Source organism: Bradyrhizobium sp. ISRA430, from assembly GCF_029909975.1.
Taxonomy (GTDB): Bacteria; Pseudomonadota; Alphaproteobacteria; order Rhizobiales; family Xanthobacteraceae; genus Bradyrhizobium.
In genome coordinates this window covers 2,464,582-2,479,892 of the sequence record NZ_CP094516.1, presented here as the reverse complement: position 1 = coordinate 2,479,892, position 15,311 = coordinate 2,464,582, and the positions used below count along the sequence as shown (strand labels likewise).

Annotated in this window: 14 protein-coding genes and 2 pseudogenes; 14 read left to right on the top strand and 2 right to left on the bottom strand. The window is 63.6% G+C overall.

The genetic code is table 11. From position 1 onward, the window contains the following. Positions 1-114 precede the first annotated feature (114 nt). The 13 genes and pseudogenes from folE to MTX21_RS12110 all read left to right on the top strand — a co-directional run. Positions 115-741, top strand: coding sequence for a GTP cyclohydrolase I FolE (gene folE / locus MTX21_RS12175; protein WP_280965046.1), 627 nt, complete (start codon positions 115-117; stop codon positions 739-741). Positions 742-773: 32 nt separating this feature from the next. After that, positions 774-2,294: an FAD-dependent oxidoreductase gene (locus tag MTX21_RS12170; RefSeq protein WP_280965045.1), complete on the top strand. Its 1,521-nt coding sequence runs from the start codon at positions 774-776 to the stop codon at positions 2,292-2,294. 273 nt (positions 2,295-2,567) lie between these two features. Next, the gene (locus MTX21_RS12165; protein ID WP_280965044.1) at positions 2,568-3,143 is read left to right on the top strand and encodes an HdeD family acid-resistance protein; all 576 of its coding nucleotides are present in this window, start codon (positions 2,568-2,570) and stop codon (positions 3,141-3,143) included. A gap of 25 nt (positions 3,144-3,168) precedes the next feature. Beyond that, positions 3,169-3,390, top strand: coding sequence for a lipopolysaccharide assembly protein LapA domain-containing protein (locus MTX21_RS12160; RefSeq protein WP_280971034.1), 222 nt, complete (start codon positions 3,169-3,171; stop codon positions 3,388-3,390). A 121-nt stretch (positions 3,391-3,511) separates the two neighbouring features. Beyond that, a complete protein-coding gene (locus MTX21_RS12155) occupies positions 3,512-4,723 on the top strand; it encodes an ABC transporter substrate-binding protein (RefSeq protein WP_280965043.1) in 1,212 nt (403 codons plus the stop codon). A gap of 27 nt (positions 4,724-4,750) precedes the next feature. After that, the gene (locus tag MTX21_RS12150; protein ID WP_280965042.1) at positions 4,751-5,968 is read left to right on the top strand and encodes an acyl-CoA dehydrogenase family protein; all 1,218 of its coding nucleotides are present in this window, start codon (positions 4,751-4,753) and stop codon (positions 5,966-5,968) included. 432 nt (positions 5,969-6,400) lie between these two features. Beyond that, positions 6,401-7,366, top strand: coding sequence for an ABC transporter substrate-binding protein (locus tag MTX21_RS12145; RefSeq protein ID WP_280965041.1), 966 nt, complete (start codon positions 6,401-6,403; stop codon positions 7,364-7,366). A gap of 374 nt (positions 7,367-7,740) precedes the next feature. Next, positions 7,741-8,418: a hypothetical protein gene (locus tag MTX21_RS12135; RefSeq protein ID WP_280965040.1), complete on the top strand. Its 678-nt coding sequence runs from the start codon at positions 7,741-7,743 to the stop codon at positions 8,416-8,418. A gap of 75 nt (positions 8,419-8,493) precedes the next feature. Then, positions 8,494-8,886, top strand: a complete 393-nt coding sequence (locus MTX21_RS12130; RefSeq protein WP_280965039.1) for a hypothetical protein — start codon at positions 8,494-8,496, stop codon at positions 8,884-8,886. A 104-nt stretch (positions 8,887-8,990) separates the two neighbouring features. After that, a pseudogene (locus MTX21_RS12125) lies at positions 8,991-9,176 on the top strand (acyl-CoA dehydrogenase family protein); the annotation flags it as partial. A 252-nt stretch (positions 9,177-9,428) separates the two neighbouring features. Next, the gene (locus MTX21_RS12120; RefSeq protein WP_280971033.1) at positions 9,429-9,695 is read left to right on the top strand and encodes a hypothetical protein; all 267 of its coding nucleotides are present in this window, start codon (positions 9,429-9,431) and stop codon (positions 9,693-9,695) included. A gap of 139 nt (positions 9,696-9,834) precedes the next feature. Beyond that, the gene (locus tag MTX21_RS12115) at positions 9,835-10,356 is read left to right on the top strand and encodes a GNAT family N-acetyltransferase (RefSeq protein ID WP_280965037.1); all 522 of its coding nucleotides are present in this window, start codon (positions 9,835-9,837) and stop codon (positions 10,354-10,356) included. 127 nt (positions 10,357-10,483) lie between these two features. Then, positions 10,484-10,864: pseudogene (locus MTX21_RS12110) on the top strand (acyl-CoA dehydrogenase family protein); the annotation flags it as partial. A gap of 120 nt (positions 10,865-10,984) precedes the next feature. Here the strand turns inward: MTX21_RS12110 and MTX21_RS12105 are convergent. Next, positions 10,985-11,563 carry a YdeI/OmpD-associated family protein gene (locus MTX21_RS12105; protein ID WP_280965035.1) on the bottom strand — a complete coding sequence of 193 codons (579 nt, stop codon included), beginning with the start codon at positions 11,561-11,563 and terminating at the stop codon, positions 10,985-10,987. 405 nt (positions 11,564-11,968) lie between these two features. After that, entirely contained in the window at positions 11,969-13,708 is a 1,740-nt protein-coding gene (locus MTX21_RS12100; RefSeq protein WP_280965034.1) for a methyl-accepting chemotaxis protein, read from the bottom strand. 219 nt (positions 13,709-13,927) lie between these two features. Here MTX21_RS12100 and MTX21_RS12095 point away from each other — a divergent pair, with 219 nt between their 5' ends. Then, entirely contained in the window at positions 13,928-15,310 is a 1,383-nt protein-coding gene (locus tag MTX21_RS12095; RefSeq protein ID WP_280965033.1) for an ethanolamine ammonia-lyase subunit EutB, read from the top strand. The last annotated feature ends 1 nt before the right edge of the window (position 15,311 follow it).

The window sequence follows — 15,311 nt, the reverse complement described above, 5'->3', positions numbered from 1 at the left end:
CGGCTGGCCGGTCTGCCGGCCATCCGATTTTTCGCGAATACGGGAACCTTTTCCGATTGCGGCCGTCCAAGCTGAGGGCCGCAGATGTGCGGAGCATTCGAGGAGAGGTTATTCATGACTTCACACGCGCGTAGGATGGAGCGTGTCGCGGTGGCGCAGGCGCCGAGCGAACGGCCGAGCCGGGCGGAGGTCGAGCAAGCGGTCCGGACCATGATCCGCTGGGCAGGCGACGATCCCGCGCGCGATGGTCTGCGCGAAACGCCGGATCGGGTCGCGCGCGCCTTCGAGGAGTATTTTTCCGGCTATGCGCAGGATCCGACCGAAATCCTGCGAAAGACCTTCGAGGAGATCGAAGGCTATGACGAGATGATCGTCTTGCGCGGCGTTCGCTTCGAGAGCCATTGCGAGCACCACATTGCGCCCATCGTAGGCCGCGCCTGGGTCGCCTATATTCCGCAAGGGCGCGTGGTCGGCATCTCCAAGCTCGCGCGGGTGGTGGATATCTATGCCAAGCGCCTCCAGATCCAGGAGAAGATGACGGCGCAGATCGCCAATACGATCAACGACGCGCTAAAGCCTGAAGGCGTCGGCGTCATCATCAAGGCGACGCATCACTGCATGACCACGCGCGGCACGCACAAGCCCGGGACCGATCTCGTTACCAGCCGCATGCTGGGTGTGTTCCGCGATAATGCGCTGACGCGCCAGGAGTTGCTGGGCTTGGCCAATGCGGATGCGTGATCCGTGCTGCGATAGCAAAGGGAGACGACGCCATGACCGAGGAGAAGAAGCCGAGCGGACCCGACCTGACGCAAGGCGTTTTGCCGACCGACTTCAAGGACGGCAAGCTGCTCGGCCATGTCGGCGAGGAAGATGTCCTGCTGGTGCAGGTCGGCGCGGAGGTGTTTGCAATCGAGCCCGCTTGCAGCCATTACCACGGTCCGCTGGCCGAAGGACTGGTGGTCGGCGACACCATCAGGTGTCCCTGGCATCACGCCTGCTTCTCCTTGCGCACTGGCGAGGCCACGCGTCCGCCGGCGCTGAACACGCTTGCGGTGTGGGAAGTGACGCGCGATCAGGACAGGATCCTCATGCAGCGCAAACGCGCGGTGCCGCAGCCGTCTGCGCCGCATCGCGCGGCGCCAACTCCGGACCGGTTCGTCATCATCGGCGGCGGCGCAGCCGGCTTCGCAGCGGCTGAGATACTTCGGCGCGAGGGATTTGCCGGCGGCATCACCATGCTCAGCCATGACGGCGCAATGCCGGTCGACCGGCCGAACCTCTCCAAGGACTATCTCGCCGGCAACGCCCCGGAGGACTGGCTGCCGCTCCGTCCGGAGGACTACTATCAGGATGCCGGGATCGACCTCCGCCTCAACACCGCTGTTGCCGCGATCGATCCGAAGGCGCGCAGCGTGACGCTCGGCAATGGCGACGAGCTGCCGTTCGACCGGCTCCTGCTCGCGACCGGCGCCGAGCCCGTGACATTGCAGATCCCGGGCGCCGATCAGCCGCACGTCTACACGTTGCGCTCCGTCGCCGACAGCCGCGCCATCATCAAGGCCGCCAGTAGTGCGAAGCGTGCGCTGGTGATCGGCGCCAGCTTCATCGGGCTCGAAGTCGCGGCTTCGTTGCGGGCGCGCAAGCTCGAGGTTCACGTGGTTGCGCCGGAGCCGCGGCCGATGGAGCGTATCCTTGGGCCGGAAATGGGCGACTTCGTTCGCGCGTTGCACGAGGAGAACGGCGTCAATTTCCACCTCAACGACACGGTCGTGCGTTTCGACGGCACGCGCGCGACGCTGAAGAGCGGCGGCGTCATCGAGGCCGACCTCGTCGTGACCGGGATCGGCGTGAGGCCGCGCCTCGCGCTGGCCGAACAGGCGGGACTTGCGATCGATCGCGGCCTGACGGTGGACGGCTATCTCGAGACCAGTGCGCCCGGCATCTTCGCCGCCGGCGACATCGCGCGCTGGCCCGACCCGCATTCGGGCCAAAACATCCGCGTCGAGCACTGGGTGGTTGCCGAGCGCCAGGGCCAGACCGCGGCGCGCAACATGCTCGGCCGGCGCGAGCGCTTCGACGCCGTGCCGTTCTTCTGGTCCCAGCATTATGACGTGCCGATCAACTATGTCGGCCACGCCGAAAGCTTCGACGACATCTCAATCGACGGCAGCATCGCCGGAAAGGACTGCCTTTTGAAGTACAGCAAGGGCGGTCGCGTGCTCGCGGTTGCTTCAATTTATCGCGATCTCGACAGTCTCAAGTCCGAGCTCGAGATGGAGCGGGCGCGCTAACCCTACTGCGTGACAAGGACTTACCTCATCCTGAGGAGCCCGCGACAAGCGGGCGTCTCGAAGGATGGCCGCGGGCGACAGCAAAGCATCGTCCGGAGACGCGCGTTCCGCGCTCCTCACCATGAGGGATGAACAGTAAGTCTAAGGCGTCCATTTGATGTTGATTTGCGTCAATGTCGCGCGGCCGGGGGGCTGTTCTTCTGGCTGTTGTCCCGGCACGGTCCGTGCTATCCTGGCGTGTGCCTCCGGGCTTCGCATGCGGGAGTGGCTGTGATGACAACTGCTTCGGATACGTCTCAAAATCTAGGCTTGGGCTCCGGCATCGCCGCACTGCACGGCAAATGGGGATGGATCGTCGCCCTCGGCGTCGTCTATCTCATCGCCGGCTTCATCGCACTCGGCAGTGTGATGATGGCGACGGTGGCGAGCGTGCTCGTGGTCGGCGCGATGATGATCGTCGCCGGCGTGACCGAGGTGATCGGCGCGTTCCAGTTGAAGAGCTGGGGCAAGTTTTTGATCTGGGCCCTGCTCGGCGTGCTCTACGTCATCGCCGGTTTGCTGACCTTCGAGAATCCGCTGTTCGCGGCCGTGCTGCTGACTCTCTTCCTGGGCGCATCGCTGATCGCCTCGGGGGCCGTCAGGTTGTTTCTCGCCTTCAGCATGAAGCGGGAAAGCCCGTGGGTGTGGGTGGCGCTGTCGGGCGCCATCACGCTGCTGCTCGGACTATTGATCGTGGCGCGCTGGCCGGTGAACAGCGTCTACATCCTCGGCCTGTTCCTCGGCATCGACCTGATCATGGCGGGCGCCGGCTGGGTCAGCCTGGGCTTCAGCCTGCGGCATCGGCACTAGGCCGCGCCGCCGGAGTGGGATCGTGATGCGCTGGTTTCATCTCGCCGTCATCGTGCTGTTCGCCGCGGCGACGTTGATCTTTGCCGCGCAGAATTTCGAGACGGTGACGATCTCCTTCTTCAAGATGAACATCAGCCTGCCGCTCGCGCTCCAGACCCTGGTGGTGTATCTGCTCGGCGCGGCGACGGGCGGCAGCCTCTTTGCCCTGCTGCGGCGCTCTTACGCACGCTCGAAGCGAGGCGGATAAACCAGCAACTCGACGCAAGACCGTGTTGTGGATCTCCGGTGATCTGGCGCGCTGACAAAAGCAGCACGCCTCGCGTTCGCCTCGCCGCGTCGCGCGGGTGACAAATCACTGGGGAGAAACCATGAAAGCCGCTTTGGCCCTGGCCGCAGCGCTTGCTGCCGCCTCTCTGTCCGCGCCCGCTTCCGCGCAGAAATCCTACGGTCCCGGCGTCAGCGACACCGAGATCAAGATCGGCAACACCATGCCCTATAGCGGGCCGGCTTCGCCGCTCAGCATCACCGGCAAGGTCATTGCGGCCTATTTCGACGAGGTCAACGAGAAGGGCGGCGTCAACGGCCGCAAGCTCAATCTGCTCTCGCTCGACGATGCGTTCTCTCCGCCCAAGACCATGGAAGCGGCCCGGCGGCTGGTCGAGGGCGATGGCGTCGCCTTCATTTTTGCGACCATGGGCACGGCGCCGAGCTCGGCGATCGCGAAATATCTCAACAGCAACAAAGTGCCGCAGCTCTTTTTGATCAGCTCGGCCTCGAAGTGGAACGATCCCGTCAACATGCCGTGGTCGATGGCGCTGCCTTGGGCGCCGAACTACACCAGCGAGGCCGCGATCGACGTCGCCTACGCCCGCGCCAAGAACCCGAATGCGCGCTTCGCGGTGCTCTATCAGAACGACGATGCCGGCAAGGAATATCTTCGCGGTATCAAGGAAGCACTCGGCGCCGATGCCGACAAGGCGATCGCGATGGCCTCGAGCTTCGAGGTCACTGACCCGACCGTCGATTCCCAGGTGCTGACGCTCGCCAATACCAAGGCGGACGTCTTCATGATCTATTCGGTGACGCCGCGAGCTTGCGCGCAGGCGATCCGCAAAGCCCACGAGGTCGGCTGGCAGCCGCAGCGCTTCCTCGCCAGCGGCTGTGCCAACAAGGCGACCGTGATGGTGCCGGCGGGCCTCGATGCGGGCAAGGGCGTGCTGTCGCTCGGCTCGCTGAAGCCGTTCGTGGCCGAGCCGAAGGACGATCCGGCGATGTCGGCCTATATCGACTTCATGAAGCGTCGCCTGCCCAATGCGGATGTCAACAATGTCGCCGGCCTCTACGGCTACACCGTCGCCGAGGCGCTGGTGGTCGTGCTCAGGCAGTGCAAGGACAATCTGACGCGCGAGAACATCATGGCGCAGGCGGCGAACCTCAGAAGCGTGCCGCTGTCGCTCTTGATGCCCGGCATCACGCTCAACACCACGCCGCAGGATTTCCGCCCGATCAAGGACGGCTATATGCTCCAGTTCGACGGCAATGACTGGATCGTGGCGAGCGAGCTGTTGCGCGGCACGTGACGGGCGGACCGGCGCACGGGAGGACACATGGACTTTCAACACTCCGAACGTTCGCTGGAGCTCCAGGAGCGCGTCCGCCACTTCATGCGCCAGCATGTCGAGCCGGTCGAGGAGCTCTATTACGAGCAGGTGAGGCCAGAGGCCGCGCGCTACCGGACGCCGCCCGTCCTGCAGGACCTCAAGCGGCTGGCGCGCGAGCAGGGGCTCTGGAACCTGTTCTTGTCGGGCGAGCATGGCCCAGGGCTTACCAATCTCGAATATGCCCCGGTGAAGGAGATCATGGGCCGCATCCTCTGGGCGCCCGAGGTCTTCAACTGCTCGGCGCCCGATGTCGGCAACATGGAAGTGCTTAGCCATTACGGCACGCGAGCGCAGCAGCAGCGTTGGCTCAAGCCGCTCCTGGAGGGGCGCATCCGCTCCGGCTTCTCGATGACCGAGCCGCAGGTCGCCTCCAGCGATGCCACCAACATCCAGTGCGAGATCCGGCGCGACGGCGACGACTACGTCATCAACGGGCGCAAATGGTTCACCTCCGGCGCGATGAACGAGGATTGCGAGATCCTGATCGTGATGGGCAAGACCGCGCCCGATCACCCGGACCGCCATCGCCAGCAATCCATGATCCTGGTGCCGAAGGCGACGCCGGGCGTGCGCATCGTGCGCGACATGCTCACTTTCGGCTATGATGATGCGCCCGTCGGCCATCCCGAGATCGTCTATGACAACGTCCGCGTGCCGGCCGAGAACATTTTGCTTGGCGAGGGCCGTGGCTTCGAGATCGCGCAGGGCCGGCTTGGGCCGGGCCGGATCCACCATTGCATGCGGCTGATCGGCTGCGCCCAGCGCGCGCTGGAATTGATGTGCCAGCGGGCGGCCTCGCGCGTCGCCTTCGGCAAGCCGCTCGCCGAGCAGGGCTCGGTGCGTGAGGACATCGCGCACTCCTTCTGCGAGATCGCACAGGCCCGGCTGCTCACGCTGCAGGCCGCCGACAAGATGGATCGCGAGGGCAACAAGGCCGCACGCGACCTGATCGCCGCGGCCAAGATCGTAGTGCCGAGCATGGCCGCGCGCGTGATCGACCGCGCCATCCAGATCCACGGCGCCGCCGGCGTGTCGCAGGACACTTTCCTGGCGCGCGCCTACGTCTACGCCCGCTTCATCCGCATCGGCGATGGCCCCGATCAGGTGCACCTCGCCGCGATCGGCAAGGAGCTGATCAGGCGCGGCGGCGTGATGGCGGGGTAGGGTGCCGGCTGTCCTTCGCCTCTGCCCGCTTGCGGGGAGAGGCCGGATTGCACCGAAGATGCAATCCGGGTGATGGGGAGTCTCCACGAGTCGCCGGCGCCGAGATCGCAGAAGCAGCCCCTCACTTTCAGCGCGAGCGAAGCTCGTCGCGACCCCGTAAGAGGGGGGAGAGGGACTAGCTCGCCTTGGCGCGGGCATCCGACGCAAATTCTGGAAGAAGATTTCTATCTCGCGCGATCGCGTTTCTGCCTTACCTTGGCAGTCGCGCACTTCGCCTTGACCCAACCCAGACATTGCCGACTGAGGCTTCCTGCCGAAACGGTGCTGGCAGGCCGATAGTCCTCGTGGTTTGATAGCTGGGTCGAACTGAACGAAACGCCGGGGCAATACATGAGGCGACGGGCGTTTTTGCAAGCGGCGGGAAGCGCGGCCATGGCGTGGCCGATGCGGGCGTGGGCTCAAAGGGACACGAAGCTGCCGCTGGTGGCGGTGCTGTTTCCAGGCACTGAAGAACTCTTCAAGCCAAGAGTGGCGGCAGTGCGTGGGGGCCTGAAGGACGAAGGGATGGTCGAGGGCCGCGACTATTTCCTTGAGGCACGCTTCGCGAGTGGCGATCTTTCACAACTGCCTCGGCTCGCCCAAGAACTGGATGCGTTGCAGCCTCGGGTGTTCGTGGCCGCCGCCCATGCGGTTGCGACTGTGCATAGCTTGCGACCCGACGCTCCGCTGGTATTCACCGCCATGGCCATTGACCCGATCGCGGTCGGACTTGCAGAGAGTTACACGAGGCCGGGCGGTACAGCCACTGGTAACGTGATGAACGCAGTCGGCGGGGAGGAGAGTCTGACCGCAAAGCGCCTTGGCTTTTTCAGGGATCTCGTCCCGGACATCCGGCGAATTGGCATGATCGGAGTTGCGGATTACGGCCTGGCGCGTCTCGAGACCTCCGAAGAAGCAGCGTTGCGCAAGGTCACAGCGCAATTGGGAATCAGCTTTGACAGTTATGAGATCAAGCCCACTCTCGACGATCTCGAAGCGGTCCTTACGAAGGCTTTGGGTGACGGCGTCGAAGCATTCTACGTGTCTGGCGATCCGGTTCTGACTTATAAAATCTCCGTCGTTATGCCCCGTATTCTGGCGACGGGTAAGCCTACGTTTGGCCCTTATCCCGATTGGGCGCGAGCCGGTCTGCTCCTGACGTATTCCAGTGATGCGGTAGATGGTTTTCGGCGCGCAGGGGCCTATGCCGCCAAAATCATCCGAGGTGCAAATCCCGGTGATCTGCCGATCGAACAGGCCAGCAAGTTCTGGTTGGTGATCAATCTCAAGACAGCAAGACAACTCGGGATCAAGGCTCCCTCAAACTTGCTGGCGCTGGCTGACGAAGTGATCGAATAGTCGCGAGATGTCGGCTTCCGACCGACAGCAAAACGGATAACAGCCCGGCCGATGGCGGCCTGCTATCCCATCCAACGTGGTATGGACAGATTTTCTTGCGCAGGGATTCCGGATTGAACAGCTTGGATCGATAGCGCTGTCCCCCATCCGCGAGAAGGGGGCGATGGTTTTGCCTGGACCGAGGTCGCGCGCAAGTCGCATGGCTCCGACGATATCGATAGCGCTTGAGCCGGAACACAGCCGGACCATCCCATTAGCGGACATGGTACCCTCCTCCGGAGAATACCGCCGCTATTATTGATCTAAATCAATACGCGATTGATGCTTTGGCTAAGCATCGCGCCGCCTACTTCGTAGACGCTACGGAGATTGACATGGGCGTTCGATTGTCGGCGGTGTTGATCACCGCAGCTTTTTTTACGACGACCATTTCAGGTTTTGCTCAAGACTCCTTTTCGTTTGAGAACCTCGTCGTGAAGGCGAGAGGCATCGAGGTTTACAACACGACGGGCGTCAGCGATTGCCCGGCCCAACTATGGGATACCCTCGACGTGCGGAAAATCCGGCGGCAATTCCGCGCGCTCAAGATCGAGAAGAACGGGCCGCATTTTTGGATGATGGACTCGCAAACGGTATCGTTTGGGACCAAGGCATCATTTGGTGGTATTGACGCGCGGTGGGTTGCCCGGCTGCCGCTGCTCACGGCCGTGGAGGCCGCGACGGGCTCCAAACCCTACAAGGTCTTCACCCCGAAGAAGACGCAGAGGATGGTTTATGCGAAGGGCAAGCCCGTTTACGAACTCATCGATCCCGACGGCAACGTCTACGTCCTGCAGGCGCACGAGGAAAAGTTTCCGATCGAGGCGCTTGCGAAGCTTGGCGAGAAGCTGAAACTGCCGCCTGGCTGGAAGTTCCGAACCAGAGAGCTGAGCGAGGATCTGGTGTTGGACCTCAAGTCGGATCAAACCATCTACGCTATCGGTGACGAATACCATCAGTATTGGACGCGAATTCCAGATGGCAAGGCGAGCAGCGCCACGACTGCGAACTGACCACGGTCTCGGCGCTGCGCATGGGGCAGTTGCGCGCTCGGCCCCGCCCATGACCCGACCGAAGCGGGGTGTATCATGCGTACAGCTATTCCTCTCGTCGTTATCATCGTTATGATCGCGATCTCGTCGCAGGCTGCGATCGCCGGTGTAAAACGGCACGCGTCGATCCCGCAGGCGCTGCAGGGATCGTGGGCGACGAGCGCGGATGCCTGCAAAATCGCGGACAAATCAGCCGTCGCGCTCGCAGCCAAGACTTACGCCGGTCCCGCGGGGAACTGTGCCGTGATGTCGGTGAGCGAAACCCCCAGCCCGCACGGGGCAGTCTATTCCGCCCGTTTGCGCTGCCCGATTAAAAACGGGCAGCAGAAATGGTCGGAAACCAACCTGGTCATCCGTCCTGACGACACCAACCAGATTTCGGCCGGCCCCGATTTCGGCAGTCTCAAGACGTATCAGCGGTGCCCCTGATCTCGCGCTGCGTTTGACCATGCCGGTCAAACCAGCCGATCGCGAGAAATGGTGTTTTGCCCGACGTCAAACGTCGTGAGCTCGCCGACGGCATGGCGTCGGGCATGGCCGCGCGCGTGATCGACCGCACCATCCAGATCCACTGTGCCGCCGACGTCTCGCAGGACACGTTCCTGGCGCGCGGCTACGTCTATGCCCGCTTCATCCGCATCGGCGGCGGGCCCGACCAGGTGCATCTTGCCGCGGTCGGCAACGAGCTGATCAAGCGCGGCGGCGTGATGGCGGGGTAGGGCCGTTACCCTCCGCAAGGGCGTGCACTCACAGATGTCTGTTTATGGGCGTGAAGCGAATCTAAGGCGGGCCAACTGGACTCCGCCTTTTGATGCTAAGCGGACGTTCGGTCTCATGGCTTGACGCTATGCAGACGTTCCGTTGATCTAGGTCAACGTCAGCGATCCTTTGGCGCTCATGGTGCGTTCAGCCGGACCTGGGGCGGCTCCCATCGCCTTTCAGTTCGGCAAGCGCGAGGAGGGAGGATGGCGATGCATCCGAGGAAGTGTCTTCCGATCAAGTCAGCGATTGCCGAGATTGCTGCTGGCGTCCTGATGGGGCTTGCAGGCCTCACTCTCAATCCAGCGCCAGCCAAGGCAGTCGTGTACTGCCAGTACGTTGACTATCCGCAGGGTTGCGTTGCCAGGGCAGGCGTCGTGCTCAGGCCTCGGCCGGTGGCGCGAGCAGCGGTCCGCGCTGGCACGGCTGGCCCGGGCAACCTGAATGGCGGTGTCAATCGCGTTGGGGTGCGGCGGTAGGTTCGCGCGTCACGTGCCCCTTGGCGGCGACGAAGCCTCCCGGATCGCTATCCAGCAGATGAAGCGGCCATAATCCGGTTTATGGGCTTTATCGAGCGACATCGATTGAAATTGAACTCTACCGGACTGGAGAGCCTCAGTGTCAGTCGCCGCCAATTACAGCGTGGACGAGCACTTGCGCGACGGCAGCCCGGTCCAAATCCGGGCGCTCCGGTCGGAGGACGAAGCCGCTATGCTGGCAGCATTGGAGCAGACCAGCATCCAGTCGCTGCAGCGCCGCTTCTTCGCGATGAAGCGCCATTTCTCCGACAAGGAGCGCGCCTTCTTCATGGACATCGATTTCAGGTCTCATGTCGCGCTGGTTGCGCTCGCGGAGCAAGCCGGCCAAAAGGCTATCGTCGGAGGCGGTCGGTATATTGTCTTCGAGCCAGGGCGCGCCGAGATGGCATTCGTCGTCGTAGACAATTGGCAGGCGCGAGGCATTGGTTCGATTCTGATGCGCCATCTCATCGGGCTCGCCGGGGATGCAGGACTAAGGGAATTGACAGCAGAAGTGCTGCCCGAGAATTCAGCAATGCTTAGAGTATTCAGCAAGTTCGGCTTCAAGCCCGTCTCGGGCCGCGACCCGCAAACGGTCCATTTGAAGCTCGAGCTCGCGTAAAGCTACGCCGGGCTCGAAAGGTACCGTCCCGGCAGCGACTGTCTCAGCACCACTGCGGCTGCGCTTCAACAGCCATGATGACGTCATGCGGCTGTTTTGCCCGACGTGTCAAAGGTCTTTGCGGCGTCTGATGTGCCCGCGCGCGGTCTTGCGCGTCGCCTTAGGCAAGCCGCCTGCCGAGCAGGGCTCGGTGCGCGAGGACATCACGCACTCCTTCTGCGAGATCGCACACGCGCGGCTGCTCACGCTGCAGGCCTCCGGACCGCGACGGCAACAAGGCCACGCGCGACCTGATCGCCGCGGCCAAGATCGCGGTGCCGAGCATGGCCGCGCGCGTGATCGACCGCGCCATCCAGATCCACGGCGCCGCCGGCGTCTCGCAGGACTCGTTCCTGCCCGCGCTTACGTCTACGCCCGCTTCATCCGCATCGGCGACGGCCCCGACCAAGTGCACCTCGCCGCGATCGGCAAGGAGCTGATTAAACGCGGCGGGGTGATGGCGGGGTAGGGCCGCTAGGGTGATGCCGCATCGAAATGGTGGAGCGTCGGCCGGTTTTGCTTCACAAGCGGCACAGTGCAGCCGATCATCTGCCCGCTATGGCTTACTGACTCCGAGAGGCCGCATGGGTCAGTGAAACTTCTCGCCACGATCCAGTTTCGCAACAATTTGCGCGATCCGCCTGGCGCGCGTCTCGGGCTTCTTCGCTGTATGAAGGCGATAGTAGATTGAATAGAGATTTCTGCGATCGAGCGTCGCGAAGAACGCTTTCGCCGCGGGCATGTGCTCCAAGGCGTCGAGAAAGTCTTGCGGGATAGTCATGTCCGCTGAGCCCGCGTATGCGGTGTTCCATCGTCCATCCGACCTGGCCGCTTCGACCTGAGCCAATCCAGCGGGAAGCATCCGCCCTTCCGCGATCAGGGTTGTTGCATGACGGCAGTTCTTGGCCGACCAATTGGAATTCACCTTCCTCGGGGTAAGTCGTTGCAAGTACGACGTGTCGTCGAAAGGTTTCATCTGGCCATCGATCCAACCGACGCGGATGGACTCAATAACGCAATCGTTCCACGTCACCGACGGCACGCCCGTGTCTGATTTGAAGATCCGCACCCAGAGTTCGGTCGCAGTGCCATGGTGCTTCTCAAGCCAGTCCCCAAGCTTGGATGCGTTCTTAAATACCAACGGGGCTTGCTGCTTTTTGCGAACCATAGGCAACTCTACCACGTAGGCAGCAAAGCCTCCATCTGCGGACAACAAACCCAGTGGCAAGCTCTCTTGGCTGAGGTCTGTTGTTGGGCCCTTCGCCGACTTGCTAGGGCGGCGATCTGGCCAGTAAAGCGGACAAGGCATGCCCTCGCTGGCTGATGATCTATGAGCACACGCCCAGGTCCAGGGGCTGAGGGCGGGATGGTTTGATTCGGGGAGGTGGGCCGCCGCCATGATGGGATTGTGCTGGTGTTTTGCCCGACGTGTCAAATGACTTCGTAAAATCCGCAAGGTCGCGCCGGCAGTCAAGCCATTGATAAAGCTGTCACCGGCTACTTTGCATGGGGTTGTTTTCGAGATTTTTGTCGAAGCGACCCCACCGCCGACTTCGCAGCGGTGGCCGCGCTGTCATCCCGCCTTCGCGAGGCGGCTATCCGCCGGCCCCGAGCGCAGGTTCCGGAAGAACTTCTCCACCTCCCGTGACAGCGTCTCCGCGGTGGCGGTCAGGCTGCTCGCTTGCGTCAGCACGGAGGCCGCCGCCGTGTCGGTCTCGCCGATGGCGTCGCGCAGCGAGGCGATGTTGGCGACCAGCGTCTCGTTGCCCTGCGCGGCCGATTGTGCGTTGGAGGAAATCTCACGCGTGGCGGAGTCCTGCTGGCCGATGGCGCCGGCGATCGCCGAGGTGACCTCGTTGATCTCGCGCACTGCGCCGCCGATCTCGCGCACGGCCTCCACCGCGTTGCGGGTCGAGGCCTGGATCATCGAGACGTTCTCGCCGATCTCGGCGGTCGCCTTGGCGGTCTGCCCCGCGAGCGCCTTGACCTCATGGGCGACGACGGCAAAGCCGCGGCCTGCGTCACCGGCGCGCGCCGCTTCGATCGTGGCGTTGAGTGCAAGCAAGTTGGTCTGCTCGGCGATCGCCTGGATCAGGTTCAGCACGCCATCGATGCGCTGCGTTGCCGCCGCGAGGCTCTCGATCTCGGCGATCGATTTCTCGGTGCGCTGGCCGGTCTGCTCGACCGCGCCGGCCGATTGCCGCACCTGGCGGCCGATCTCCTCGACGGACGCCGACAGCTCCTCGGCCGCGCCCGCCACAGCGGTGACGTTGTTCGAGGCGAGCTCGGTGGCATTCGCCGCCGTGCCGGCGCGGCTGCTCGCATCCGCGGTGACGCGCGTGATGGTCTGCGCGGTCTCGCGCATGACGGAGGCGTTGTCGGTGAGGCCGCGCATGACCGCGCCGATCGCGTCGCGAAACTCCTCGACCGATTTCTCGATATGGCGGGCGCGTTCCTCGCGCGAGGCGGATTCCTGCGAGACCTGAGAGGCGAGGTTGCGGTTGCGGCCCATGGCCTCCTGGAATATCCGGATCGCGCGGGCCAGCGCGCCGATCTCGTCGGCGCGCTCCGTGTGCGGCACCGTGACGTTCTCGGCGCCGTCGGCGACCTGCTTGATGGTCGCAGTGATCGCCGAAAGCGGACGGGCGATGGAGCGGGCGATGATGATGATGCCGATGACCACCAGCGCCAGCGCGAGGCCGCCGAGGCAGGTCAGGACGAACGACAGCGTGCGGTTGGTCTCGGTCTCCTGCGAGATTTGCCTCGCGCGCTCGGCATAGACCTTCGACAGCGCTTCGAGATCCTTGTTCAGCGCCGAGCGCACGGAGCGGTTGGCGTCGTTGTCGCCCCATTCGCGGCCCGCGGCCGGGCTGATCTCGTTGGCGCGGCGGACCAGCTCCTTGCGGAAGTCGACGAACTGCTCGATGCGCTTCTTGAAGGTAGCGAACTGCTCGGCGTCGTCGGCCTTGACGATGGTCTCCCAGCGCTTGACCACGTCCAGGATCTGCGCATTGAACTTGAGCAGGCCATCGCCGTATTTCTTCACCACCGCCGGGTCGGTCGACATGTAGACGCCGCGGGATTCCATCACCACGGCATAGACCAGCGAGTTGACGCGCTCGACGTTGAACGCCGCCGCGTTCGCCGTCTCGATCGCGGCGATCAGTTCGGCGCTGCGGCGGCTGTTGTAGTCGGACAGCATCGCGATCGCGGCGGTAAGCAGCGCAAACAGCGCGAAGATCGCATAGAGCCTGTTCGCAAGCGTGAAACGGCCTGCCAGGCCGGCGGCATTCCCAGATCGGTCAGTTGTCATAGTGTCAGGGGCCCGAAATGGCCGTCGATGGCCGGTGAGCGCGGTCGTGCAAAAATTGATGCAAAATTATGCAGAATGAAGATGGATGCATTGTTAACGCGGTCACTTGCGGAAACTTGAGCCGTTTCAGTGCTTTGATAGAATCTATCGGTTTGCTGAGAACCGCGTTCAAACGATCGATTTGAGCTCGGTCATTGGCCGACGAATCCGGAGGGGCCTTTGGTCTACCGCCACACCATCGACGCTACGACCTACACCTTCCCCGGCCTGCGGGACCTCCTGGCCAAGGCTACGCCGCCGCGCTCCGGCGACCGGCTGGCGGGGATCGCCGCCGATAGCGCCGAGCAGACGATAGCGGCGCGGATGGCGCTCGCCGACGTCCCGCTCGCGCAATTCCTCCAGGAGGCCGTCATTCCCTACGAAGCCGATGAGGTCACCCGCCTCGTCATCGACGGTCATGACGCCAAGGCATTCGCGCCGGTGGCCTCGCTGACGGTCGGCGCCTTCCGCGACTGGCTGCTGTCGGATGCCACGACGCCCGAGGTCTTGCGCAAGCTGGCGCCCGGCATCACCCCGGAAATGGCGGCCGCCGTATCAAAACTGATGCGCAACCAGGACCTGATCCTGGCGGCGCGGAAGTGCGAGGTGACCACCGCCTTCCGCAACACCATCGGCTTGAAGGGACGGATGAGCACGCGGCTCCAGCCCAACCATCCCTTCGACGATGCCAGGGGCATCACCGCTTCGATCCTCGACGGCATCCTGCTCGGCGCCGGCGATGCCTGCATCGGCATCAATCCGGCAAGTGACGATCCGGCGGTCATCGCGCAATTGTTGCGGCTGCTCGACGAGATCATTGTTCGGCTCAAGATCCCGACCCAGGGCTGCGTGCTGACCCATGTCAGCACGACGCTGTCGCTGATCGGGCAGGGCGTGCCGGTCGACCTCGTCTTCCAGTCGGTCGCAGGCACCGAGGCCGCCAACCGCAGCTTCGGCATCGATCTCGCCTTGCTGAAGGAAGCGCAACAGGCCGGACTGTCGCTGCGGCGCGGCACCGTCGGGCAGAACGTGATGTATTTCGAGACAGGACAGGGCTCGGCGTTGTCGGCCAACGCCCATCACGGCGTCGACCAGCAGACCTGCGAGGCGCGCGCCTATGCCGTCGCCCGCGCCTTTGCGCCCCTCCTGGTCAACAGCGTAGTCGGCTTCATCGGCCCGGAATACCTCTATGACGGCAAGGAGATCATCCGGGCGGGGCTCGAGGACCATTTCTGCGGCAAGCTGCTCGGCCTGCCGCTCGGCATTGACATTTGTTACACCAACCATGCCGAGGCGGACCAGGACGACATGGATAATCTCCTGACGCTGCTCGCCGCCGCCGGCGTCACCTTCATCATGGGGGTGCCCGGCGCCGACGACGTCATGCTGAACTACCAGTCGACTTCCTTCCATGACGCGCTCTATGTCCGTGATGTCTTCGGCCTGCGCCGCGCGCCGGAATTCGACGACTGGCTGGTGCAGTCGGGCATTGCGGGGGCCGATTTCCGCCTCGCCGGCGATGCCGTCCTGCTGCCCGATTTTGCGTCGCGGCTGATCGCCTGAG